The organism is Allobranchiibius sp. CTAmp26, from assembly GCF_017565405.1.
Lineage (GTDB): Bacteria > Actinomycetota > Actinomycetes > Actinomycetales > Dermatophilaceae > Allobranchiibius.
The window spans coordinates 63,237-86,786 of record NZ_JAGEKR010000005.1 but is presented as its reverse complement, the minus strand read 5'-3'; the positions used below and the strand labels follow the sequence as shown (position 1 = coordinate 86,786).

Genomic DNA, 23,550 nt, shown 5'->3' with positions numbered 1-23,550 from the left:
TCGCGCAGCGTAGCGGCGCGCCCGCGCGGGTCGTGAGACGCATCTCACCACGGTTGTCCACAGCCGCGATTTCAGGTCACGGAAAGGTCACGATACGGTCAAGAAGCGTTTCGGCCGGACGGTGTCCCCGACGCCAGCCCGACTGGAGAGCAGCACCGGGTCGTCGAACGAGGAAGTAGAACACCGTGAGTCGAGCTGTCGGCCGACACCGTGCAGGCGCCCCCTCGATCGGTGCGCACCGTCGCGCCGCGCCACGGTTCCTCGGCCGGATCACCCTGCCGTCCGCGGCGGCCATCACCGTCAGCGTGGTCGCGGTCGGCGCCGCCGGCGCCGCGACGATCGATTCGCGTACGACGCCCGCGATGTCGCTCGGCGAACGTGCCGTCGTCGCGGCACCCACCTCGCGAGCCACCGTTCGCAGCACCCCGACGCCGTCCACCAGCAAGGCCACCGCGAAGCCGGCCGCTACGGCCCAGCCGGTCGTGAGTCCGTGGACCTGCCCCATCGCCGGCTGCGCGGGCCGGTTCACCTCGCCCTTCGGCAGCCGCTGGGGCACGCAGCACCTGGGCGACGACTTCGCCACCCCGATGGGGACACCGCTGCATGCCCTGCACGACTCCACCGTCGTCGCGACCGGCTTCTACGCCGGCATGGGCAACCGGGTCGAGCTCGACCTCGGTGACGGCGTCCTTGCCGTCTACGCGCACATGTCACGGATCGACGTCACCGTCGGTGAACGCGTCTCGATGGGTGAGGTCGTCGGCCGATCCGGCAACACGGGTCACTCGACGGGGCCGCACCTGCACCTGGAGATACACCTGTCCGGCACCCCGGTCGACCCTGCGCCGTGGCTGAGGGCGCACCACATCTTCTAGTCAGAGTTTCGTCACGGGCGCGTAGCGCAGCAGGAGCCTCTTGACGCCGGTGTCGCCACCGAAGTCGATGTGCGCCATCGACCGCTCGCCCTGCCCCTCGACACGGATCACCGTGCCGAGACCGAACGAGTCGTGCGTGACCCGGTCGCCGGCGTCCAGTGAGATCACCGGCCGGTTGCCCGGGCTGCGTACGCCGGGCCGGGCCGCCAGGCGCGCGACCGCCGGCGTCGACGACGGCCTCGTGGAGGTCGTCTGCACCCTGGCCCATTCGATGAGGTGGCCGGGGATCTCGTCGAGGAAACGGGACGGCGGGTTGTACTGCGGCGCACCCCAGGCCGAGCGCACCTCGGCCCGCGACAGATGCAGCCGTTCGCGTGCGCGGGTGATGCCGACGTACGCCAGACGGCGTTCCTCCTCCAGCTCCTGCGGGTCGCCGAGCGCGCGCAGGTGCGGGAAGGTGCCGTCCTCCATGCCGGTCAGGAAGACGACCGGGAACTCCAGACCCTTCGCGGTGTGCAGGGTCATCAGGGTGATCACGCCCTGGTCCTCGACGTCGTCGGGGATCTCGTCGCTGTCGGCCACCAGCGATACCTGCTCGAGGAAGTCCTCCAGCGACCCCTCGGGGTAGTTGTCGTCGAACTCCCTTCCGACGGCTACGAGTTCGGACAGGTTCTCGACGCGGGTCTCGTCCTGCGGGTCGTGACTGGCCCGCAACTCGGCGAGGTAGCCGGAGCGGTCGAGGATCGCCTCGAGCAGCTCGCCGACACCGCCGGCCGACTGGTGGGTGGTCTGCAGGCTCTCGAGCAGGCTGGTGAACGCCTGGATCGCGGTCACCGAACGGGTGGCGATCCCCGGCGCGTCGGCGGCCTGCCCGAGTGCCGCCACGAACGGGATGCGCTCGCGCTCGGCGAGCGCGCTGACACACGCTTCGGCGCGGTCGCCGATGCCGCGCTTGGGGACATTGAGGATCCGGCGCAGATTGACCGTGTCGAGCGGGTTGGACACCACCCGCAGGTAAGCGAGCGCGTCCTTGACCTCGCGGCGTTCGTAGAAGCGCGTGCCGCCGACGATCTTGTAGGGCAGTCCGACGCGGACGAACACCTCCTCGATCGCTCTGGACTGGGCGTTGGTGCGGTAGAACACCGCCACGTCCTTGGGCTTGACGCCCTGCTCGTCGCCGAGCACGTCGATGGTGCGCGCGACGAACGCCGCCTCGTCGTGCTCGGAGTCCGCGACGTACCCGACGATCGCGGCACCGTCGCCGGTGCTGGTCCACAGGTTCTTGGGACGGCGGTCGGGGTTCTTGGCGATCACCGAGTTCGCGGCGGCCAGGATGTTCTGGGTGGAGCGGTAGTTCTGCTCCAGCAGGATCGTGCGCGCATCGGGATAGTCCTGCTCGAACTCCACGATGTTGCGGATGGTCGCGCCGCGGAAGGCGTAGATGGACTGGTCAGCGTCGCCGACCACGCACAGCTGGGCAGGCGGCACATCTGCCGGGCCGGCACCGCTGCGTTCTTGCGACCCCACCAGCTCTTTGACCAGCGTGTACTGCGCGTGGTTGGTGTCCTGGTACTCATCGACCAGGACGTGCCGGAATCGGCGCCGGTAGTGCTCGGCGACGTCCGGGAACGCCTGCAGGATGTTGACGGTCATCATGATGATGTCGTCGAAGTCCAGGGCGTTGGCCTGGCGCAGTCGGCGCTGGTACGACGCGTACGCCTCGGCCACCATCCGGTCCTGGTGGCTGCCCTCGGCGACGCGCGCGGCGTACGTCTCCTCGTCGACCAGTTCGTTCTTGAGGTTGCTCACCTGATGGGTGAACGAGCGCGGCGGGTAGCGCTTGATGTCCAGGTCGAGGTCGCGCAGCACCAACGCCATCAGCCGTTGGCTGTCCGCGGCGTCGTAGATGGAGAAGGTCGACTTCAGCCCGACCTTGGTCGCCTCGCGCCGCAGGATGCGCACGCAGGCGGAGTGGAAGGTGGAGACCCACATGGCCCGGGCGGCCGGACCGACCAGGGTCTCGACCCGCTCGCGCATCTCGGCGGCGGCCTTGTTGGTGAAGGTGATCGCGAGGATCTGCCCCGGCTGGGCGCCGCGCTCGGCCAGCAGGTAACCGATCCGGTGGGCCAGCACCCTCGTCTTGCCCGACCCGGCGCCCGCCACGATCAGCAGCGGCGGGCCGTGATGCAGGACGGCCTCGCGCTGCTGCGGATTGAGGCCCTCGAGCAACTGCTCACCGGTCAGGCGACCCGGCCCCGCGTGCGCACCAGAGCCCGTCGGCGACAGGCTCGCCCAGGTGGGCACGCCGCGTTCGTCGACGTCGCGCGAGCGGTCGTGGACGGTCGCGACGGGAGCCGTGGCGCCCGCCTGCGACGGGGACATTCCGGGCAGGGGGAGGTCGTCGAACAGGCTGCTCATCTCGTCGTTCAGGATACGTGCCGCCACCGACCGCCCCCGCGGCCCGCGATTAGGCTGCCGCCCATGCCGAAAACCCCCTCTGTGCCTTCTGCGGCCCCTGCGCTGCTCGCCGGTCAGGAGTTCGCGCCCGTCGTCCTGGGCGGTGATCGGCTCGGTTACAGCCTGGCGCGGTCCTTCGACCTCGGCTACGGCTACCGCACGCTGGTGGTCTCCACGATGCTCGGCGGGCCGGTCGCCCACAGCTCCCTGATCGAGCACCACATCGTGCCCAGCCTGCAGGACCCCGAGGGGCTGGTGGCCGAACTGCGCGAGCTCGCGACCCGGATCGGCCCGGAGAAGAAGCTGCTGCTCGCCACCACCGACCACGTGGTGAGCGTGCTCGCGCGCATCAAGCATCGGCTGGAGGACCTCTACGTCATCCCGTACGCCGAGCCGGAGCTGATCGACCGACTCAGCCGCAAGGAGCACTTCGCCGACCTGTGCGCCGAGCTGGACATCCCGCACCCGCAGACGGTGGTCTACGACGTCGGCGCGCGTCCCGATCTCAGCGAGGCCATGGCGGCGCTCACCTTCCCGGTGATCGCCAAGCCCTCGAACGCCGAGGCGTACGCCGCCGTCACCTTCCCCGGCAAGAAGAAGGTGCACTCCGCCGCCGACGCCGCCGAGTTGGAGCGGTTGATCGACGCGCTGCACGGCGCCGGTTACCGCGACAAGTTCATCCTGCAGGACGTCATCCCCGGCGACGACCAGGGCATGCGACTGCTCACCTGCTACGTCGACAGGCAGGGTCAGGTGAAGTTCGCGGCGTACGGCCGGGTGCTGCTGGAGGAGCACTCCCCCGAGACGCTCGGCATCCCCGCGGCGATTCTCACGGGCACCGACCACGAGGCCGTGGCGCATGCGACCCGGCTGCTGGAGCACGTGGGCTGGCGCGGCTACGCCAACTTCGACATGAAGTACGACCCGCGCACGGGGAAGACGGTCTTCTTCGAACTCAACCCGCGCCTGGGCGGGACGTCGTTCTACATCACCGCCGCGGGCTTCAACACCGTGCAGCTCTACGTCGACGAATGGGTCCGCGGGGAGGACCTGTCCGAGCGGCCGATGGTGGAGGCGAGCCACGAGCACGTCTTCACCGCGATCCCGCTGCGCCTGCTGCAGCGCTACGTGACCGATCCCGCCGTACGACCCGCCTTCGACCGCGCTGTGAAGAGTGGCGAGGTCACCAACCCGTGGTTCTACAAGGCCGAGCGACACCCCCGGCGGTGGGCCTGGATCGCGGCCAACCAGGCCAACTACGTACGCAAGTACCGCGAGCACTACCCCGAGCCGAAGGCCCTGGTATGACGACGGCACCCCCCGATCTGCGCCTCGACACCGATCCCGCCTGGTCGCAGCCGGTGGTCGGCGTGATCGGCGGCCTCGGGCCCGCGGCCACCGCGCTCTTCCTGCAGCTGGTGGTCGACCTCACTCCGGCCGCCCGCGACCAGGATCACCTCGACCTGGTGGTGCTCGACCACAGCACGACGGCCGACCGGACGGCATACATCCTCGACCCGGAGCATGCCGTCGACCCGGGCCCGGGCCTCGCGCGCGACGCGGCCCGATTGGCCTCTCTCGGCGCGGCATTCGTGTCGATCCCGTGCAACACCGCGCACCACTTCGTCGACCAGATCACCGCCGCGAGCGGTCTGCCGGTCGTCGACGTGGTCGAGGAGACGGCCCGGGCAGCCTCCGAGGCGGCAGGTGGGGGCAGCGTCGCCGTCCTCGCCACTGATGGCACCCGTGCCGCCGGCGTCTATCAACGCGCGTTGGAGCGGCTCGGGGTCGACGTGATGCTGCCGTCGGACGAGCAGCAGAAGCTGGTGATGTCGGTCATCTACGACGGGGTGAAGGCCGGCGGACCGGTCGACGTCGACGGGTTGCTCGGCGTGGTCGAGCAGCTGCGCGCGGACGGAGCGGGGGTCGTGGTGATGGGCTGCACCGAGCTGTCGGTGGTCTATCACGCGCAGGGCTGGAGCGAGCGCGCGGACATCGTGGACTCGGTCGAGACGCTGGCCCGCGCGACGGTGCTCCGCGCGGGCCGTACGCCGCGCCGGTGATCGAGCTCATCCGGCCGACCGTCGGACTCGTGCAGCCGCGGCGGACGAGCGCGGCCGACTTCCCGGCGGGCGCGGTGCTGCACGGGTACGGCCTGCCGGCCGACCATGACGAATTTCTCTCGGCGACAACGGATCCGGGAGTGGTCCGGTTCTTCGAAGATGCCGAGCGAGGTGTCGGGCTCCCCGACGGCTGGGTGCCGTGCACGACGTACTGGATCGTCGACGGCACCGCCCCCGATGTCGTCCTCGGATCGATCGCCCTGCGCCACCACATCGGGACGGACTTCCTGCGGGAGCACGGCGGTCACATCGGTTTCGGGGTGCGCCCGTCCGCCAGGGGCACCGGGGTCGCCTCGGCGGCGCTGCGGGCGGCCCTCCCACGGGCGCGGGCGCTCAGCCTGGATCGGGTCCTGCTGACCTGCGACGAGGACAACGAAGCCTCCCGGCGCACGATCGAGAGCTGCGGCGGCGTCTTCGAGCGGATGGCCGATACCCGTCGCCGGTACTGGATCGCCACGTGACCCCATCCGACGCGGTTCGCGAGCACCTCGACTCCGAACTTGTTGCGGCACAGCGATCTTCGCGGTCGCCGTCGATCACCGCCGCGCTCTTCCAGCACGGTGACCTGGTCTGGTCCGGTGCCTGCGGACGGATCACCGGACGGATGGACGGCGTGCCCGCGACGCCCGACACGGCGTACCGCATCGGATCGATCACCAAGACGCTGACGGCGATCGGAGTGCTGCAGCAGGTGGCGGCGGGGCGGATCGCTCTGGACGATCCCGTCGGCCGGGTGCTGACCGAGTTGCCGCCCGACATCGGTGCGGTCAGCGTCCGGGCGCTGCTGGTCCACGGCTCGGGGCTGCTCGCCGAGCCGACCGGACCCTGGTGGGAGCGCAGCCCGGGTCGCACATGGGACCAGCTCGTCCCGCAGCTGCGCCGCAACGACGCCTTGATCGGCCGATTCCACTACTCCAACACCGGTTTCGCGATCCTGGGCGAGCTGACCGCCCGAGTGAGCAGCCGACCGTGGTGGGACGTGGTCCGCGACGACGTGCTCGCGCCGCTGGGCATGCGCGCCACGACGTACGACGCCGGGCCGGGCTCCGCACCGGGCCTCGCCGTGCACCCGGGCGCCGACCTGCTGCACGCCGAGCCCGCCCACGACAGCGCCGCGATGGCGCCAGCGGGCCAGCTCTGGTCGACGGTCGGGGATCTGGCGCGGCTCGGGATGTTCCTGGCGGCCGGCGACCCCGCGGTGCTGGACGACACGATGCGCCGCCGCATGCAGGTGCCCGCGCTGGTCGACGACGTACCGGGCCAGCCGTGGTCGCGCTCGTACGGCTTCGGGCTCGACGTCACCGCACCCTCCGGCGGCCGGTACGTCGGTCACGGCGGATCGATGCCCGGTTTCGTCGGTGCCCTGCGGGTCGACGTGGATCGCGGCCTGGGGGTCGCCGTGCTCGCCAACTCGACCGCGGGCTTCGGGTCGGAGCTGCCGCACCGCTTGATCGACACCCTCGCCTCTGCGGATCCGACATCAGGGGTCACCCCGTGGGAGACCGCCGACGACGAGAACGCCGATCTCGCGGGCCGCTGGCACTGGGGCCCGCGCCCGTACCTGCTGCGGGCCCTCCCGAGCGGCGGGCTGGAGCTGCGTCCCGAAGGGGCGGCGGGCCGCGGGTCGCGGTTCGTCCCCGCCGGGCAGGACACCTGGACCGGGGTGGACGAGTACTTCGCCGGCGAGCGGCTGCGGGCCCACCGACGGCGCGAGCAGTCGGCGTACCTCGACCTGGCCACCTTCCGCTTCACCCGCGCCCCGTACGATCCCGACTGTGACATCCCCGGCGGCACCGATCCTGCCGGCTGGTACTGAGGGGCGCGCGTGCAGCACTGGCTGACCACCATCCCGCCCCTCGTGGTGCTGCTGCTCGTGGCGCTCGTCGTCTTCGTCGAGAGCGTCGGGGTGCCCTTCCCCGGCGAGATCGTGCTCGTCGCCGCCGCATTGGCCGCGTCCCAGCACAAGATCTCCGCCGGTCCCTTCGAGATCGCGCTCGCCGCCGTACTGGGTGCGGCCATCGGCGACTCGATCGGGTACGGCCTGGGGCACCGTTACGGTGACCGGCTGTTCGAGTGGCTCGAACGCCGCTTCCCCAAACACGTCAATGCCGACGTGCTGGCCTACGCCGAGCACGTGTTCCAGCGGTACGGCGTCGTGGCGGTCTTCTTCGGGCGGTTCGTGGCACTGCTGCGCATCTTCGCCGGGCCGCTGTCCGGGTCGCTGCGGATGCACTACACGCGCTTCCTGCCGGCCAACGTGCTGGGCGCGGTCTGTTGGGCCGGTGGCACGGCGTACCTCGTCTATTACCTGGGCGCCGCGGCGGAGACCTACCTGAAGAACTTCTCCTACGTCGGGCTCGCCGTCGCCGTCTTCCTCGGCATCATCGCCTCGACGTTGCTGCGCCGCCGGCTGGAGCGCAACGTGCAGGAGTACGCCGAGCTGCGCCGCGCCGCCGACTGACGCCCTCGCCGTGATCGCGATGTGCCTGATGCTGTTGCGGCGGGACGACGACCTGCTGCTCGGGGAGAAGCTGACGGGTTTCGGTGCCGGGCGGGTGGTCGCGCCGGGTGGCCATGTGGAGCCCGGGGAGGCGCCCCTGGCGGCCGCCGTCCGGGAGACGCGCGAGGAGACGGGACTCGTCGTACGCGACGTCACCGCGTGCGCCCGACTCGAGTTCACGTTCCCGGCGCGGCCCGCGTGGGATCTGCAGCTGGAGGTCTTCACCAGCACGTCGTACGCCGGTGAGCTCACCCCCAGCTCGGAGCTGGCGCCGTGGTGGTGCCCGGTCGACGAGCTGCCGCTGGACCGGATGTGGGACGACGACCATTACTGGCTGGCGCGCGTGCTCTCGGGCGAGCGCCTGCGCGGCGGGTTCACCTACGCCCCGGACAACGAGACAGTGCAGCACGCCGACCTGCAGCCGCTCGAGGTGACGAATCGATGAACGTCAGGTGAACGACCAGGTGTCCTTCACCTGACGTCTCGCGAACAGTCGCCAGACGACATTTCTCAGCCTGACGATCGCTCCCATACTCAGTCCTATGAGCGGAGAGCTGTTCATCCTGATCCTCGTCGTCGTCACCGCGGTCGGTTTCGACTTCACCAACGGTTTCCACGACACCGGCAACGCGATGGCCACGTCCATCGCGACAGGAGCCCTCAAGCCGAGGGTCGCCGTGGCGTTGTCAGCGGTCCTCAACCTCGTGGGCGCCTTCCTGTCGGTCAAGGTGGCCGTGACGGTCACCACCTCGGTGCTGAAGATCCAGGAGAAGTCCGGAGGGCTGATCCAGGGCCTCGACCAGGAGAAGGCGATCTTCATCATCTTCGCCGGTCTCATCGGCGGCATCCTGTGGAACCTGGCGACGTGGCTGTTCGGCCTCCCGTCCAGTTCCTCGCACGCGCTCTTCGGAGGCTTGCTGGGTGCCGGACTGGCCGCGCTCGGCACCGGTGGCATCAACTGGAACGGCCTGGTCTCCAAGGTGATCGTCCCGGCCCTCATGTCGCCGTTCATCGCCGGAGCGATCGCAGCCCTCGGCACCTACCTCATCTACGCGATGACCCGGAAAGTGCGCCAGAGCAAACGGTCGAGCGGTTTCCGCTGGGGACAGGTCGCCACCGCGTCCCTGGTCTCCCTCGCGCACGGCACCGGTGACGCACAGAAGACCATGGGCGTGATCGCGCTGGCTCTGATCGCCCACGGTTCGCTCAGCGACAAGGACATCGAGGCGAACGGGCTCCCGGTCTGGATCATCCTGGTGTGCGCCGGCGCGATCGCCCTCGGTACCTACCTCGGCGGCTGGCGCGTCATCCGCACCCTCGGCAAAGGTCTGGTCGAGATCGAGGCACCGCAGGGTATGGCGGCGGAGGCGGCCTCGGCGGTCATCATCCTCACCTCCAGCAACCTGGGGATGGCGCTGTCCACCACCCACGTGGCAACCGGCTCGATCATGGGCTCCGGGGTGGGCAAGCCCGGTGCGCAGGTCCGGTGGTCCGTCGCCGGCCGCATGGCGGTCGGCTGGATTCTGACCCTTCCCGCCGCTGCCGTGGGTGGCGCCATCACCTACTACATCGGGCACGCCGTGGGCGGTGTCGGCGGCGCGCTGCTCATCTTCGCGATCCTGGTCGCCATGTCCGCCTTCATCTACCTGCGTGCACAGAAGCAGAAGATCGACGCGGCCAACGTCAACGCCGACTGGGACGACGCGACCGGCAGTGTCGCGCCCGCCTCCCAGCAGACCCCTACGGACGCGAACGCCTGACGGCGTTCGGGATGAAGGAGACCACCAGTGGGCAGCATCGACTGGTCGACCATCGGCCATAACACTCTCAAGGTCATCGCCGTCGGCGTGGTCCTCGGCGCGGGACTGCCGTTCCTCTTCGCGGTGGGCATCAGGCTGTGGGACCAGGGCAGCGGTGGCGAACACGCCGACGGCACCATGACGGCCGGCAAACCGGCGGCGCTGACCGCGGCCTACATCCTGTCCGCGATCATCGCGCTGGTGGTGATCTACGGGGTGCTCTACATCACCAAGAGCAGCCTCGACCACTACCTCGGCATCAAGCTTCCGACGTGATGGCAGTCAACCCGATCACCTCCGTCCTCGACTGGCTGCGGAAGGGGTACCCCGACGGTGTGCCCCCCAAGGACTTCCAACCCCTCCTCGTGTTGCTGACGCGCACGTTGAACGAGGAGGAACTGGAGGCGACGATGAGGCAGGTCATCGCGAACAACCCGGACGGGGAGATTCGCGCGAAGGACGTGCGTGACGTCATCGCCGAGGTGAAAGCCGCTCCGGCCGTCGAGGCGGACGTCCACCTCGTGGCGGCCCGACTCGCCGCAGTCGGATGGCCGCTCGGAGCGCCGCCGCCGCCCGCGGGGTCCCACAACGGTGACCCCTCGACCGGTCCGCAACGCGCCGCCTTCGTGCAGCGGGTGGTGGACTGGCTCCGCGCGGGGTATCCCGAGGGAGTGCCGAAGACCGATCGGATCCCGGTCCTGGCCCTGCTGCGCCGACGCCTGACCGACGAGGAGGTCAAGAGCATCGTGCAGGTGCTGATCGACGGGGCCGACGGCGCCTCGATCAGCGCGGTCGACGCGCAGGTCCTCATCAGCAAGGCCACGAGCGAGATGCCGACCGAGGACGAGCTGCAGCGGGTCCGCACCCGGCTCGCCACCCAGGGTTGGCCGCTGGACGACTGACGCCCACCCGGACCACCGTTCCGTCGACCTCTGAGGAGTCACCGTGCTCGTACGCCGCCCGATCCGTCGCATCATCACCCCCCTTGCATCCGCCGTGGCCTTGTCCACCATCGGGATCGCCGTACCCGCGACCGCGCACGCGGCGTCCGGTATCGCCAAGTGCACCGGGCAGGACGGTGTCGTCCAACGGTCTGTGACCCTGACCAAGAATCAGTTCACCGTCACCCACCTCAAGACGGTCAACCTCGGACCAGGCGTGAAGTACAGCAAGTCCGTGACCGTCGGGCACGAGACGACCCTCAGCGCCGCAGCGACCGGTGACCTGGAAGCAAGCGGTGGAATCCACTGGAAGCTGGTCGATCTCGGCGCCAAGACGCATATCAACGTCGCCACGAGCGTGTCGCACACGGCGACCGGCAGCGAGACGGAATCCTTCGAGGTACCGGCCCGACGCACCACGACGAAATGGGTGTTCTACCTCGGCCGCCGTGATGTGCGCGGCAACTGGTACCAACTGACCTGCTCGCGCGCACCGGGGCACGGCACGGAATACCGGGGCGCGGCCACCACCTACGGCTCGGAAGCCGAGGGTGCGATCATCTGCGACCACACCAAGTACGCGGCCGGTTCGGAGTCGTACATCGCCTCACGCGCCGCTGGTTGCTGACCTGTCGGAGGAGGTCAGAGGCACTGGTCAGGACCCGGTGAGCGCCATCGCCCGGCGCCGGCGTTCCAGCTCCTGAGCGCGCTGGTACTCCGCGATGACCAGTTCGACCACCGACGGCCACGACTCGATCGGCGGGTGTGCCGTGTTGTGCTCGGTGATCCGGTGCCGCAGCCTGTCGTCGGTCGCGAGCCGCACGAGCGCCTCCACCATCGCGAGATCGTCGCCCGCGAGCAGTCCGTTGACACCGTGCTCGATGAACGTCGACACCCCGCTGCGCCGCGGTGCCACGACCGGCAGCCCGGTGGTGCGCGCCTCCAGCGCCGCGATCCCGAAGGCCTCGAAGGTGCCGGGCGAGATGTAGACGTCCGAGGCGAGGTAGTGCTCCCGCAGCTGCTCGCGGGTCATCCGACCAGGCGCACTGAACCAGTCCCCCGCGCCCAGCTCCGCGACCCGCTGCTCCAACCGGGGCCGCAGCTTGCCGTCACCCAGGATCTCCAGGCGTACGTCGCGCTCCGGCACCCGCCGGCGTACCTCTTCCATCAGCTCCAGCAGGGCCAGCGGCCGCTTGCGCCAGACCAGGCGCATCGCCGAGACGACCCGCAACACGCCGTCGTCCTCGCGGGCACCGGGCTCCCAGTCCGAGGCCTGGATCCCGTTGGGCATCAGGTGAACCGGGTATCCCGGACCCGCCATCCGCTGGATGGGGGCCGCCGCCACGGTGGACACCGCGGACAGCGCGGCCCCACGGGCGCCCCACCGGCGGACGTACCCGGTCGCGCCGATCCAGTCCGTGGAGTTGCCGTGCACCGAGTGCCAGGTCACCGCGGTCGGCAGGCCGAGGCCCTGGGTCACCCGCACGCAGTCCATCGCGAACGGGCTGACGATCCCCATGTGCGCGTGGCCGACGTCGAACCGGCCTGCCTGGAGCATGTGCCGCAGGGTGCGCGGCGCAAACGGGTTGATCGGGAAGTCCTTGGGAAGCGTGATCGCGAGCCGATGCACGGGGATCCCGTCGAGCCAGTCGGTGCCGATCCGCAGGTGCTCCGGGCCGATGGTGGCAGTGAAGACCTCCACCTCGTGCCCGGCCGCCTGCAGATGGCGGGCCAGGTCGTGCACCTGGACCTCGATACCTCCGAGCCGGGGCAGATAACAGTCCGACAGGAGAGCCACCTTCACGCCGCCCAGGATCGCACGCCCCCGAGGTCGCAATGTCGTACGCGCTGGCGGCCCCGGGTTCATGGCCCGCTCGGACCGACGCCCGAGACGCGTCTCAACTTGTTCTCGCTGGGGTGTGGATAACCCGAGTAACGTCCACCTCGAGAGAGGGGATGTGGATAACTCCGGCTCCAATCATCAATAATGTCAACAATATTCGTGGTCTTAGCCCTTACATTAGTCATCGAACACGCGTATGATTCACAGTAGATGGCAACGTGTGTCATCACCGGCGCAGGAGGGGCCATGGCGCACTCGAGGAACGACTCGCGGGTGCCCGCGGCACCGGGCACCGGTGCCCGGCTCATGACCCAGCTGGAGCAGTTCAGCAACGCACTCGATGAGTGGCCGGATGCGTTATGGCAGTTGGATGAAGCTGCCCTGGCAAGGGTGGTGGGGTCGATGCTGCGCCTGTCCTCACGTGCGGAGAACGTCGCCACGCTGGCGACGGCGGACGCTCTGGGGCGTGGGACGGTCTCGAACTCCACCGCGACCGGTGCTCCAGCCTGGGTCGCCCGCCAGGCCGCGGGTGCCGACCCCGTCGTGGTGCGCCGGGTCGGGGCCGTGGGGGCCGACTGTGCCGATTCGCGGAACAAGGTCGTAGCCGAGGCGTTGGCAACCGGGTCCACGACCGTGCCGGTGGCGGCTGCCGCGTTGCGGGAGGTGCCGCAGATCCTGCCGCAGCTGCCGACCGCCGATCGTGATGACCTGTTGGGCCGGTATTTGTCGTTGTCGGACTATGGGGCACGCACGTTGCGGGAGCTGACCACTCGGATCCTGGGGGAGTACGCGCCGCAGCAGCTCGTGCGGGACGAAGAGCGGCAGCAGGAGTGCGAATCGGTGTACTGGGCCGACCTGCCCTCTGGGCTGACCCGGTTCGTCGCCGAACTGTCCGCTGGGCACGCCGCAGTGATTAAACACGCCCTGCGCGCCCTGTCCGCACCGGCACCACAGCCCTGCCCAGACGCACAACACACTGGCAGCCCTGACCGTGACATGCGGACACCGGCCAAACGGCGGGCCGATGCCCTGGTGCGGTTGGTCGACACTGCTGCAGGAGTGCTGGACGGCACCACCCCACGACCGGTGGGGGACTTCGGCGGCACCGCCAAGATCCTCGTCACGATGGACTGCGCGACCTTGTACCAGGGGCTCCGCAACGCGGGACGGCTCGAGCACCTCAACAAGAACGACTCAGGCGAAACAGAATTCGGACCGATGTACCTGCCCGGCATCGGACGCACCACCGACGGGGACCACCTCGACGCCGGCACGCTGAGGCGGCTCGCGTGCGATGCAGACCTGATCCCCGCAGTCCTCGGCGGCGACTCCGAACCACTCGACGTAGGACGCGCCAAACGCCTCTTCACCGGAGGACTACGCACCGCGATCATCCACCGAGACAAAGGCTGCACCTTCCCCGGCTGCGACAGGCCACCCGACTGGTGCGACGCCCACCATGTGAGGCCCTGGTGGGCCGGCGGAGAGACAACCCTGACCAACGCCGCGCTGCTCTGCGCACGCCACCACACCATCGTGCACCGCGACCTCCTCACCGCCCAGGTCACCACCACCGGCGTCACCTGGGACCCCGCGCCCGGCCTGATGCCGTCCAGGCAGGGCCAGAACCCGGCGGCATGACCCGCGGCGGCCACGCGGACCTTGCCCTGAGGCTCAGCTCCTTCTCGGGCCACCTGCACCCCGCACCGAGCCGCATGCGACAGGATGGTCCGCGATGTCGCACACTCTCGTGGTCTTCCACGCCCATCCGGACGACGAGGCGCTGCTGACCTCGGGGACGATGGCGAAGGCGGCCGCCGAGGGGCACCGCGTCGTCCTCGTCGTGGCCACCGACGGCGACCTGGGGCTCGCGGCCTCGTCGTACCGCGCCGACGGTCGACAGCTCGGCGGTGTCCGGATGCGGGAGTTGCTGGAGTCCGCGCGGGCACTCGGCGTGGCGCGGACCGTGCACCTGGGGTACGCCGACTCCGGCAGCGGACCGCTGCTCTACGACGACCCGCCCGGTGCGACGCGATTCGCCCGGGCCGACCTCGAGGAGGCCGCGGGCAGGCTGGCGGACATCCTGCGCGAGGAGCACGCCGACGTGCTCCTGACCTACGACGCCGCCGGCGGCTACGGCCACCGTGATCACGTGCAGGTGCACCACGTGGGGGCGCGCGCCGCCGAGATCGCCGACACCGCAAGGGTGTTGCAGGCCACCGTGCCCCGAGACCTGCTCGTCCTCGGGATCCGTCTGGTGTCCCGCCTGCATCGCTTCCCCGCCGACTTCGACATCGCGTCGTACGAACGCGCGTACTCCCCCCGCGCGGCCATCACCCACCGGATCCGCGTCCACCGCCAGATCGCGGCGAAGCGCGCATCGATGCGGGCGCACGCCTCGCAGGCGACCGCGGACGACGGCGACCGCACGCTGGGCCTCTTCCTGCGCATCCCCCGCCCGCTCTACGACCTGATCTTCGGCTGGGAGTGGTACGTCGATCCCGCGCGGCCGGACGGACACCGCCCGGTCTCGCACGACCTCTTCGACGGACTCCCCCGATGAGTACCGCGCCCGGCTCGCAGCGCCCGACCGTCACCCGCAACCAGGTGCTGAACGGCGTCCTCGGGATGACGATGGCCGGGCTGCTGCTCGGATTCGGGCTGCCGCTGGTCGCGCAGACCGGCTGGCACGAGATCGGGATCCACCTGTCGCACCTGGGTCCGCTCGGGGCGCTGGAGCTCTTCGGTCTCGTCGTGCTGGGCCTGTGGTGCTACACGTTCACGCTGACCGGGTCGCTGCCCGGCCTCAGCCACTCCAAGGCGCTGATCATCAACGTCTGCGGGTCCTCGGTGTCCAACCTGCTGCCGGGCGGCGGCGCGGTGGGGATGGCCGCGACGTACTACATCGCGCGCAGCTGGGGCTTCACCCGCCGCAACATCTCCACCTCGATCATCGTCAGCGCCGTGTGGAACGTGCTGGCCCGGCTCGCCATGCCGCTGATCGGACTGGCCGTCGTATCCCGATCGGGCAGCGCCCTGCCCGGTCCGGTGCGGAACGCGGCCCTGTACGGCGGGGTCATCGGGCTGGTGCTGCTACTCGGCTTCATCGTGGTGCTGATCAGTCCGGTCCTCACCCTGCGGCTGGGCCGGTTCCTCGACGCGCACACGGCCGCCCGCATTGCCCGACTGCGTCGTGGTGAGCAGCGCGGCGTGCGCCCGGACATCACCGCGTTGCTCGGGGACCAACGCGAGCGCCTCGCCGTGGTCACCACGACCGGCTGGTTCCCGATGACCTTCGGCGTCGTCGCCTTCCTGGGCATCTACTTCGTGCTCTTCTGGCGCACCATGTCCGCGGTCGGGGTGGACCTGCCGCTGGGGGACCTCTTCGCCGCGTACGCGCTCGGCCGACTCCTCACCGCCGTCGGAGTCACCCCGGGTGGCCTCGGCATCAGCGAGGCCGGGACGCTCGCGGTGCTGGTGGCGTGGGGTGCCGACAAGCCGGCAGCGGCCGCGGGCGTGCTGGTCTTCGCGATCTTCTCCCACCTGCTCGAGGTGCCGCTGGGCGCGATCGGCTGGGCGGCGTGGTGGTCGATGCCGAAGGTGCACCCGCCGCACGACGTCGCGGACGACCGCGATGCCCTGCCCGACCAGCTGCGGTGACGCGCCGCTAGACCAGGAAGCGCCGGGCGACCTGCGAGAACCACCCGTAGACGATCACGGTGCCCACGGCGATCAGTGCCACAGCGGTCATCCCGAGCGCGAGGTCACGCAGTCCGTGGACCGTCGGCTGGGCTCCCCAGGCGAGGAAGAGGCAGCTGACCAGCGCGATCCCGCCGATGACCAGCCAGGTGGCCAGGCCAGGTCCGATCGCGCGGACCGGATGGCTCGACGTACGCGATGCGCGCGCGAGCGGGCCGTGGTCGACGGTGTGTGCCAGCGCGAGCGCCACGCCCGCCCAGGCCAGGCAGACCGCGAGCGCGGCGAGGACGTCGCCGGGGTGGTGCCAGTGGCCGACCACCGTGCCCGCGCCGAAGAAGAAGCCGACGGCCGCACTCGCCGGGAGCACGCACCACTGCCATGCGACCGGCAGCACCATGAGCACGGCCAGCGAGATGGAGATGCCCACGGTGGCATGCCCGCTCGGCATGCTGTTGGGGGTCGAGCCCGGCAGCTCGTGGATGACGAACTTCTTGAGAATCTGGGTCGTGACGGTGGCGCCGCCGATCAGCACCAACGAGCCCACGGCGAGCCCCATCCGGCGGCGGCTCAGCGCCACGGCCGCGACCAGGACGCCCGCGACTCCCACGGTCGTCACCGAGACCTGCTGCAGCCGGTCCTCGATGTTGAAGAAGAGCCACGGAGGTCCCCCGAGGGCCATCTCCATCGTGTGGTCGTACCGGGCACCCGTGCGGTTGCGCACCAGCAGGATCACCAGCACGAGGATCACGACGATCGCCGCACCGACCATCACGGCGGCATGCCGCCACGGCGAGGTGCGGGCACGGGGCGATGTCTGCTGCCCCTCAGGGCGCATGGTGGGTGCGCTCATCCATCGAGTATGAGGTCCACGCCTGGCATGCAGCTGTGCCCGCCGGCGGACGGACCCAGCGTCGGTCTCCCGCCCGTCACTCCCACTCGATGGTGCCCGGCGGCTTGCTGGTCACGTCGAGCGTGACCCGGTTGACCTCGCTCACCTCGTTGGTGATCCGCCCGGAGATCCTGGCCAGCACGTCGTACGGCAGGCGCGTCCAGTCCGCGGTCATCGCGTCCTCGGAGGAGACCGGCCGCAGCACGATCGGGTGACCGTAGGTGCGGCCGTCACCCTGGACGCCGACCGAGCGGACGTTCGCGAGCAGCACCACCGGGCACTGCCAGATGTCCCGGTCCAGGCCCGCAGCGGTCAGCTCCTCGCGGGCGATGGCGTCGGCGCGGCGCAGGATCGCCAGGTTGTCGCGGGTCACCTCGCCGATGATCCGGATGCCGAGTCCGGGGCCGGGGAACGGCTGGCGCCAGACGATGCCCTCGGGCACCCCGAGCTCGAGCCCGACCTGGCGCACCTCGTCCTTGAAGAGGGTGCGCAGCGGTTCGATGAGCGAGAACTGCAGGTCGTCGGGAAGTCCGCCGACGTTGTGGTGCGACTTGATATTCGCGGCTCCGGTGCCGCCGCCGGACTCCACCACGTCGGGGTAGAGCGTGCCCTGCACGAGGAACTTCACCGGGTGCTCGTCGTCCTGCTGGGAGCCGACGATGTCGCGAGCTGCCTTCTCGAACGACCGGATGAACTCCCGGCCGATGATCTTGCGCTTCTCCTCCGGATCAGTGACTCCCGCAAGGGCGTTCAGGAACTGGTCGGTCGCGTCGACGACCACCAGGTCGACGCCGGTGGCCTCGACGAAGTCCTTCTCGACCTGCTCGGCCTCGCCCTCGCGCAGCAGCCCGTGGTCGACGAAGACACAGGTGAGCTGGTCGCCGATCGCGCGCTGCACCAGCGCCGCCGCCACCGAGGAGTCCACGCCGCCGGACAAGCCGCAGATGGCCCGCGCGGAGCCGACCTGCTCGCGCACCTGCTCGACCAGCTGGTCGGCCATCGCCTCCGGGGTCCAGTCGGGCGTCAGCTTCGCACCGCGCACCAGGAAGTTCTCCAGCACCCGCTGTCCGAAGGTGGAGTGCATGACCTCGGGGTGCCACTGCACGCCGTACAACTGACGCTCGTCATCCTCGATCGCGGCGACCGCCGCCCCCGGCGTCGTGGCGGTCACCCGCAGCCCGGCCGGCGCCTCGGAGGCGGCGTCGCCATGGCTCATCCAGACGGACTGCTCGTCGGGCTGACCGTTGAAGAGGGTCGAGTTGGTGTCGACGATCTGCGCCATTGTCGCGCCGTACTCGCGCAGGCCGGTGTGCTCGACGTTGCCGCCGAGGCTCTTGACCATCGCCTGGAAGCCGTAGCAGATGCCGAAGACCGGCACCCCCGCCTCGAGCAGCGCCGGGTCGAGCCCGGGGGCCTCGTCGGCGTACACCGAAGAAGGGCCGCCGGACAGCACGATCGCGGCCGGCTGCCGATCGAGGATCTCCTTCGCCGACGTGGTGTGCGGGACCACCTCGCTGTAGAGCGAGGCCTCGCGCACGCGGCGGGCGATGAGTTGGGCGTACTGCGCGCCGAAGTCGACGACGAGGACAGGGTGCTCCTGCAGGGGGGCGGTCACCTGCCGGATTCTATCGAGCCTCGGCGGGGTGCTCCGAGCGCAGTGTCGCGAGGTCGCCCTCGACGTTCGCGCTCACCTTGCGCTCGATGTAGAACGACAGGAAGGGCACGCATCCGGCGAGGATGACGCCGACCATCTTGAGCAGGCCCCAGCGCATCTTGAACGCCAGATTGACGGTGGCGGCGATGTAGACGATGTAGACCAGGCCGTGCGGCTGCGGCCACCAGTTCAGCGCGCCGTTGTCGAAGCCGTACTTCAGGATCACCTGCGCAGTGAGCAGGAGCAGCCCGATGCCGACGATGACCGCCATCCACTTGAAGAAGGTCAGACCCTTGCGCGCCTTCTCCGGGTCGATGAGGGTGCGCCCGGAGGGTCGCGCGGTCTTCTGGGTCTGTTCGCTCACTGCCGGTCCTTCGTCTCGACTGCTTCCGCGGCGGGCTGGTCGCCGTCCTCGATGTCCTCATTGTCCGCGATCCGCCCGGACGGGAGCTGGGCGGCCTGCTCGGCGGCGTACTCGTCGCGCACCATCCGCACCCACACGTAGACCGCGAAGCACGCGAACGCCCACCACTGGACGGCGTACCCGGCGTTGAGCAGGTGGAAGCCTCCGCCTCCCGGCTGCGGCGGCGGGAACGTCACGACGGGCGCGGCCGTCGCCGTGGGTGACTCGTCGGTGGCGAAGACGAACGCGTTGTAGACGGTGCCGCCCCAGGTGTTGGCCAGCACCGCCAGGTTGATCGCGCCGATCTGCCCGGCCGGGAAGCTGCCGGTCGCGGGCGACTCCCCCGGCGCGAGAGCTCCGGTCACCGTGACCTGCCCGGCGCCGGTCAGCGGTGCGGGCACGTGTGCCGGGTCGGCGACGAACCCGCGTACGACGGGGAGTCGGGCTCCGCTGCCGTCCACCACCAGGGGCGTCAGCACCCAGAAACCGTTGCGGCCGTTCAGTGTCCGCCCGGCGACGAGTTCCTGCCGGGCGCCGTCGTAGTGCCCGGTCGCCCGCACCGGCCGCAGCGATCCGGAGCGGGGGAAGCTCTGCGCGGGTTGCATCACCGCGGTGATCGGGGTGACCGGGCGATCCTGCATCTGGTGGTTCTGGGTGGACTGCCCGGCGCTGCGGGCGACGTCGAGCTGCCAGATGCCGAGCAGCACGAAGGCCACGACCAGCACGACCATGAGCACGAACAGGCCTATGAGACGCGGTGTGAGGGCGGCCCGGAGCATGGTCTCCATTGTGCGTCCGGCGGCTGTGCGGCCACGCCCAGCCCTCCCCTCGGAAAACGGATCGCGTTCGCGTCCCCCTCCGACCTAGGCTGAACGGCGCCATGAGACCCCTGCCGTACGACGACCCCGGGATCCCCGATCTGCGCTCGCCGGTCCGGTTCATGGCATGGACCGCGCGCCTGCAGCGGCGCACCGTGCTGGGCGGGGTGTGCTGCGCGATCGTCTGGATGCTGTGCCTGGCGATGATGCCCGCCGCGATCAGCCGGGGCACCGACGAGGGCATCCGCGGTCACGACATGGGCGCGCTGGTGCTGTGGTCGCTCGTGCTGGTCGCCCTCGCCGTCCTCGCGGCCGGTGCCGGGATGCTGCGGCACCGGTTCGCGGTGCTCAACTGGCTGCAGGCGGCGTTCCGCTGCATGCAGCTGGTCGGCGAGCACGCCACCGACTCCGGTGAAGCGCTGCCCCGGGCGATGCCGACCGGACAGGTCGTCGCGAGCGCCGCCACCGATGCCACCCGCTTCGCGGAGTCCTACGACGCGTTCGCACGGTTCGTCGGGTCGATCGTCTCCTACCTGGTCGTGGCGGTGATCCTGCTGCGCAGCTCGCTGGAGCTGGGTCTGGTCGTGCTGCTCGGGGTGCCGGTGCTCCTTGCGGCCCTGGCCGCCGTCATCAAGCCGTTGCAGCGCCGTCAGCAGGCGCAGCGCGAGCAGTCCGGACGGCTGTCGGAGCTGGGCGCCGACACCGTCACCGGGTTGCGGGTGCTGCGCGGCATCGGCGGCGAACAGACGTTCCGCCGCCGGTACGCCGAGCAGTCCGAGCGCGTACGCCGCGAAGGCGTGCTCGTCGCGCTCCCGCAGTCGACGCTGGACTCCGCGCAGGTGCTGCTGCCGGGCATCTTCATGCTGGTGGTCACCTGGCTGGGCGCCCGGTCGGTGCACTCCGGCGCGATCACGCCGGGCCAACTCGTGGCGTTCTACGGCTACTCCACCTTCCTGGTGATGCCGCTGTCGACCGCGACGGAGATGACTGGGAAGTTCCTGGCGACGCGGGTCGCGGCGGGCCGGATCATCCGGGTGCTGCAGATCCGTGGCGACCACACGGGCGAGTCACCGACCACCCACCTGCCCGACGGACCGCAGGAGCTGGTCGACCCCTCGACCGGTGCGGTATTCGCGCCCGGGCAGTTCACGGCCGTCGTCTGCGACGTCCCCGCGCAGGCATCCGCGCTCGCCGACCGGCTGGGCCGGTTCGGGCAGGGCGGCACCGACGTCACGTTCGGCGGCGTACGACTTGCGGACGTCGCTGTGCGAGAGGCGCGCTCACGGGTCGTGGTGTCGGAGGTGGATCCGCGTCTCTTCGCCGGCACCCTGCTGGACCAGCTGGACCCCGCGGGCAACAGCACCTCGGACCAGATCGCCGCGGCGCTGGACGCCGCCGACGCGCACGACGTGCTGCTGGCCCTGGAGGACGGGCTGCAGTCGCAGGTCGAGGAGCGCGGCCGGTCCTTCTCCGGAGGGCAGCGCCAACGACTCGCCCTCGTCCGCGCGCTGCTCACGCGCGCCGAGACGCTGGTGCTCGTGGAACCGACGAGCGCCGTCGACGCGCACACCGAGGCCCGGATCGCTGACCGTCTCGTGGGCGCGCGCCGCGGCCGCACCACGGTCGTGATGGCCGCCAGCCCGCTGTTGCTCGATCACGCCGACCGGGTGCTGCTCCTGCAGGACGGCCGCATCCTCGCCGACGGCACGCACGCGGACCTCTCGCAGACCTCGCCCGCCTACCGACGCGTCGTCCTGCGGGGAGAGGAGGACGTCGATGAGCCGGCTCGCGCCTGAGGTCTTGCGACCCACCCTCCCGGTCGCCGACGGGGCGACGGTGCGCCGGCATGCGCGGATGTTGATGCGCCGCCACCGCCGTGCCCTGATCGTGACGGTCGGCCTGCACGCGCTCGCCGCCGTCGCCGGGCTGTGTGCGCCCCGGCTCTTCGGCCAGCTCATCGAGCGGCTCTCGCACGGCATCGACAACGCGACCATCGACCGCTTCGGCCTTGCGCTGCTCGTGGTGGTGCTCGCTCAGACGGTGCTGACCTGGACGGCCCGCCGCTCGGCGTACGTGCTCGGCGAGACCGTCTTCGCCGGCCTGCGCGAGCGGTTCATCGACCGGGTGCTCGAGCTGCCCTTGTCGACCGTGGAACGCGCCGGCACCGGCGAGCTGGTCTCGCGGACCACGAACGACGTCGACGCACTCTCGTACGCCGTGCGGTTCGGGGTGCCGGCCACCCTGGTCGCAGCGGTCACATCGCTGCTCACGCTGGGCGCCGCGTTCCTGGTGAACCCACTGGTGGCGCTGTCGCTGCTGGTCACCATCCCGCTGCTGTCCCTGTCGACCAAGCGCTACCTGCGCTTCGCCGGGCCGGGATACGCGCGGGAGCGGGCGTCGTACGCCGTCACCAACGGGATCGTGAGCGAGACCGTCGAGGGCACCCGGACGATCGACGCGCTGTCACTGCAAGGGGTACGCCGCGCCCGGCTGCACGACGCGATCCGCGGGATGTGGGACGCCGAGCTCTACACGCTCAAGCTGCGGATGTGGTGGTTCCCGACCGTGGACCTCGGCGGCATGCTGCCGGTCGGCGTGGCTCTGCTGTGGGGCGGTTTCCTCGTCGCGCACGGGCAGGCCGACCTGGGGCAGGTCATCACGATCGTGCTCTACGCCCTGGCGATCGGCGACCCGATCGACGAGCTGCTGACCTGGCTGGACGAGATCCAGGTCGGTGCGAGCGCCCTCGCGCGGATCATCGGCATCGAGGACCTGCCGCCCGACCGCGAAGCGGGTGACGCGCGCCCGACGGACTCGCGCCTCGCCGCGCGCGACGTGCGCTACTCCTACCGCGCGGGGCGTGAGGTGCTGCACGGCATCGACCTGGACCTGTCGCCCGGCGAGCGGCTGGCGATCGTCGGCCCGTCGGGCGCGGGCAAGTCCACGCTCGGGCGACTGCTCGCCGGTATCGACGGTCCGGGCAGCGGGTCGGTCACCGTCGGCGGAGTACCGCTGGTGGAGCTGCCGCTGGACGACCTGCGCGGCGAGGTCGCCCTCGTCACCCAGGAGCACCACGTCTTCGTCGGGACGCTGCGCGACAACCTGCTCCTCGCCCGGCCCGCAGCGGACGACGAGGCGCTGTGGGCATCGCTGCGCTCGGTCGACGCCCTGCCCTGGGCCTCCGCGCTGCCGGACGGCCTGGACACCCGCATCGGGCAGGGTGGCCAGACGTTGAGCGACGCTGCGGCGCAACAGCTCTCACTGGCGCGTCTGGTGCTGACCGATCCGCACACCCTGGTGCTGGACGAGGCGACCTCCCTGCTGGACCCGCGCGCCGCCCGGCACCTGGAGCGGTCGCTCAACGCTGTGGTCGAGGGCCGCACCGTCGTGGCGATCGCGCACCGCCTGCACACGGCGCACGACGCCGACCGGGTGGCGGTCGTGGAGGACGGGCGGATCACCGAGATCGGCCCGCATGCCGAGCTGGTGGCCGCCGACGGCGCGTATGCCGCCCTGTGGCGCTCCTGGCGCGACAAATGATCCTGCCGG

22 protein-coding genes are annotated in these 23,550 nt (G+C 70.4%); 16 read left to right on the top strand and 6 right to left on the bottom strand.

The genetic code is table 11. From position 1 onward, the window contains the following. Positions 1-185 precede the first annotated feature (185 nt). Complete coding sequence (locus tag J4030_RS18215) at positions 186-875, top strand: M23 family metallopeptidase (RefSeq protein WP_208047863.1); 690 nt, start codon at positions 186-188, stop codon at positions 873-875. On the opposite strand, the gene pcrA is transcribed toward J4030_RS18215, so the two are convergent. Continuing rightward, positions 876-3,293: a DNA helicase PcrA gene (gene pcrA / locus J4030_RS03715; RefSeq protein WP_208047862.1), complete on the bottom strand. Its 2,418-nt coding sequence runs from the start codon at positions 3,291-3,293 to the stop codon at positions 876-878. 63 nt (positions 3,294-3,356) lie between these two features. Between pcrA and J4030_RS03710 the strand changes: the two genes are divergently transcribed. The 10 genes from J4030_RS03710 to J4030_RS03665 all read left to right on the top strand — a co-directional run bounded on the left by J4030_RS03710 (position 3,357) and on the right by J4030_RS03665 (position 11,323). After that, positions 3,357-4,640: a carboxylate--amine ligase gene (locus tag J4030_RS03710; RefSeq protein ID WP_243762815.1), complete on the top strand. Its 1,284-nt coding sequence runs from the start codon at positions 3,357-3,359 to the stop codon at positions 4,638-4,640. After that, positions 4,637-5,395 carry an aspartate/glutamate racemase family protein gene (locus J4030_RS03705; RefSeq protein ID WP_208047861.1) on the top strand — a complete coding sequence of 253 codons (759 nt, stop codon included), beginning with the start codon at positions 4,637-4,639 and terminating at the stop codon, positions 5,393-5,395. The genes J4030_RS03710 and J4030_RS03705 overlap by 4 nt, the downstream gene beginning before the upstream one ends. Then, positions 5,392-5,916 (top strand): GNAT family N-acetyltransferase, encoded by a 525-nt coding sequence (locus J4030_RS03700; protein WP_208047860.1) that lies wholly within the window; start codon positions 5,392-5,394, stop codon positions 5,914-5,916. Before J4030_RS03705 ends, J4030_RS03700 begins: the two co-directional genes overlap by 4 nt. Then, positions 5,913-7,271, top strand: coding sequence for a serine hydrolase (locus J4030_RS03695; RefSeq protein ID WP_208047859.1), 1,359 nt, complete (start codon positions 5,913-5,915; stop codon positions 7,269-7,271). Before J4030_RS03700 ends, J4030_RS03695 begins: the two co-directional genes overlap by 4 nt. A 9-nt stretch (positions 7,272-7,280) precedes the next feature. Then, complete coding sequence (locus tag J4030_RS03690) at positions 7,281-7,916, top strand: DedA family protein (protein WP_208047858.1); 636 nt, start codon at positions 7,281-7,283, stop codon at positions 7,914-7,916. Between the two features lie 28 nt (positions 7,917-7,944). After that, positions 7,945-8,400: an 8-oxo-dGTP diphosphatase gene (locus tag J4030_RS03685; RefSeq protein ID WP_243762814.1), complete on the top strand. Its 456-nt coding sequence runs from the start codon at positions 7,945-7,947 to the stop codon at positions 8,398-8,400. Positions 8,401-8,497: 97 nt separating this feature from the next. Continuing rightward, positions 8,498-9,715 carry an inorganic phosphate transporter gene (locus J4030_RS03680; RefSeq protein WP_208047857.1) on the top strand — a complete coding sequence of 406 codons (1,218 nt, stop codon included), beginning with the start codon at positions 8,498-8,500 and terminating at the stop codon, positions 9,713-9,715. Positions 9,716-9,742: 27 nt separating this feature from the next. Further along, positions 9,743-10,030 carry a hypothetical protein gene (locus J4030_RS03675; protein ID WP_208047856.1) on the top strand — a complete coding sequence of 96 codons (288 nt, stop codon included), beginning with the start codon at positions 9,743-9,745 and terminating at the stop codon, positions 10,028-10,030. Then, a complete protein-coding gene (locus tag J4030_RS03670; protein ID WP_208047855.1) occupies positions 10,030-10,656 on the top strand; it encodes a DUF3349 domain-containing protein in 627 nt (208 codons plus the stop codon). The genes J4030_RS03675 and J4030_RS03670 overlap by 1 nt, the downstream gene beginning before the upstream one ends. A 43-nt stretch (positions 10,657-10,699) precedes the next feature. Continuing rightward, the gene (locus J4030_RS03665; protein ID WP_208047854.1) at positions 10,700-11,323 is read left to right on the top strand and encodes a hypothetical protein; all 624 of its coding nucleotides are present in this window, start codon (positions 10,700-10,702) and stop codon (positions 11,321-11,323) included. 27 nt (positions 11,324-11,350) lie between these two features. On the opposite strand, the gene J4030_RS03660 is transcribed toward J4030_RS03665, so the two are convergent. Further along, on the bottom strand, positions 11,351-12,499 hold the full coding sequence (locus J4030_RS03660) for a glycosyltransferase family 4 protein (RefSeq protein WP_307864544.1): 1,149 nt from the start codon (positions 12,497-12,499) through the stop codon (positions 11,351-11,353). Between the two features lie 285 nt (positions 12,500-12,784). Here J4030_RS03660 and J4030_RS03655 point away from each other — a divergent pair, with 285 nt between their 5' ends. The 3 genes from J4030_RS03655 (at position 12,785) to J4030_RS03645 (ending at position 16,198) form a co-directional block, all read left to right on the top strand. After that, positions 12,785-14,179: an HNH endonuclease signature motif containing protein gene (locus J4030_RS03655; RefSeq protein WP_208047852.1), complete on the top strand. Its 1,395-nt coding sequence runs from the start codon at positions 12,785-12,787 to the stop codon at positions 14,177-14,179. Positions 14,180-14,273: 94 nt separating this feature from the next. Next, positions 14,274-15,101, top strand: a complete 828-nt coding sequence (locus J4030_RS03650) for a PIG-L family deacetylase (protein WP_208047851.1) — start codon at positions 14,274-14,276, stop codon at positions 15,099-15,101. Beyond that, a complete protein-coding gene (locus J4030_RS03645) occupies positions 15,098-16,198 on the top strand; it encodes a lysylphosphatidylglycerol synthase transmembrane domain-containing protein (protein ID WP_208047850.1) in 1,101 nt (366 codons plus the stop codon). The genes J4030_RS03650 and J4030_RS03645 overlap by 4 nt, the downstream gene beginning before the upstream one ends. A gap of 7 nt (positions 16,199-16,205) precedes the next feature. Here J4030_RS03645 and J4030_RS03640 read toward each other — a convergent pair whose 3' ends face one another. The 4 genes from J4030_RS03640 to J4030_RS03625 form a co-directional block, all read right to left on the bottom strand. Further along, positions 16,206-17,087: a phosphatase PAP2 family protein gene (locus J4030_RS03640; RefSeq protein WP_208047849.1), complete on the bottom strand. Its 882-nt coding sequence runs from the start codon at positions 17,085-17,087 to the stop codon at positions 16,206-16,208. A 76-nt stretch (positions 17,088-17,163) separates the two neighbouring features. Beyond that, positions 17,164-18,741, bottom strand: coding sequence for a glutamine-hydrolyzing GMP synthase (gene guaA / locus J4030_RS03635; protein WP_208047848.1), 1,578 nt, complete (start codon positions 18,739-18,741; stop codon positions 17,164-17,166). A 10-nt stretch (positions 18,742-18,751) separates the two neighbouring features. Beyond that, a complete protein-coding gene (locus tag J4030_RS03630; RefSeq protein WP_307864543.1) occupies positions 18,752-19,144 on the bottom strand; it encodes a DUF3817 domain-containing protein in 393 nt (130 codons plus the stop codon). Beyond that, a complete protein-coding gene (locus tag J4030_RS03625) occupies positions 19,141-19,962 on the bottom strand; it encodes an SURF1 family protein (protein WP_208047847.1) in 822 nt (273 codons plus the stop codon). Before J4030_RS03625 ends, J4030_RS03630 begins: the two co-directional genes overlap by 4 nt. Positions 19,963-20,063: 101 nt before the next feature. Between J4030_RS03625 and J4030_RS03620 the strand changes: the two genes are divergently transcribed. Together J4030_RS03620 and J4030_RS03615 are read left to right on the top strand one after the other, a co-directional pair. Continuing rightward, positions 20,064-21,797 carry an ABC transporter ATP-binding protein gene (locus J4030_RS03620; protein ID WP_208047846.1) on the top strand — a complete coding sequence of 578 codons (1,734 nt, stop codon included), beginning with the start codon at positions 20,064-20,066 and terminating at the stop codon, positions 21,795-21,797. Beyond that, on the top strand, positions 21,778-23,541 hold the full coding sequence (locus J4030_RS03615) for an ABC transporter ATP-binding protein (protein WP_208047845.1): 1,764 nt from the start codon (positions 21,778-21,780) through the stop codon (positions 23,539-23,541). Before J4030_RS03620 ends, J4030_RS03615 begins: the two co-directional genes overlap by 20 nt. Positions 23,542-23,550 lie beyond the last annotated feature (9 nt).

What these genes read in the sequence shown, in the direction of transcription:
- J4030_RS03705 (WP_208047861.1), top strand. Translation starts at nt 4,637, where the DNA reads ATGACGACGGCACCCCCCGATCTGCGCCTCGACACCGATCCCGCCTGG.
- J4030_RS03615 (WP_208047845.1), top strand. Translation starts at nt 21,778, where the DNA reads ATGAGCCGGCTCGCGCCTGAGGTCTTGCGACCCACCCTCCCGGTCGCC.
- J4030_RS03625 (WP_208047847.1), bottom strand. Translation starts at nt 19,962, where the DNA reads ATGCTCCGGGCCGCCCTCACACCGCGTCTCATAGGCCTGTTCGTGCTC.
- J4030_RS03645 (WP_208047850.1), top strand. Translation starts at nt 15,098, where the DNA reads ATGAGTACCGCGCCCGGCTCGCAGCGCCCGACCGTCACCCGCAACCAG.
- J4030_RS03670 (WP_208047855.1), top strand. Translation starts at nt 10,030, where the DNA reads ATGGCAGTCAACCCGATCACCTCCGTCCTCGACTGGCTGCGGAAGGGG.
- J4030_RS03620 (WP_208047846.1), top strand. Translation starts at nt 20,064, where the DNA reads ATGAGACCCCTGCCGTACGACGACCCCGGGATCCCCGATCTGCGCTCG.
- J4030_RS03710 (WP_243762815.1), top strand. Translation starts at nt 3,357, where the DNA reads ATGCCGAAAACCCCCTCTGTGCCTTCTGCGGCCCCTGCGCTGCTCGCC.
- pcrA (WP_208047862.1), bottom strand. Translation starts at nt 3,293, where the DNA reads ATGAGCAGCCTGTTCGACGACCTCCCCCTGCCCGGAATGTCCCCGTCG.
- J4030_RS03655 (WP_208047852.1), top strand. Translation starts at nt 12,785, where the DNA reads ATGGCGCACTCGAGGAACGACTCGCGGGTGCCCGCGGCACCGGGCACC.
- J4030_RS03650 (WP_208047851.1), top strand. Translation starts at nt 14,274, where the DNA reads ATGTCGCACACTCTCGTGGTCTTCCACGCCCATCCGGACGACGAGGCG.
- J4030_RS03685 (WP_243762814.1), top strand. Translation starts at nt 7,945, where the DNA reads ATGCTGTTGCGGCGGGACGACGACCTGCTGCTCGGGGAGAAGCTGACG.
- J4030_RS03640 (WP_208047849.1), bottom strand. Translation starts at nt 17,087, where the DNA reads ATGAGCGCACCCACCATGCGCCCTGAGGGGCAGCAGACATCGCCCCGT.
- J4030_RS03680 (WP_208047857.1), top strand. Translation starts at nt 8,498, where the DNA reads ATGAGCGGAGAGCTGTTCATCCTGATCCTCGTCGTCGTCACCGCGGTC.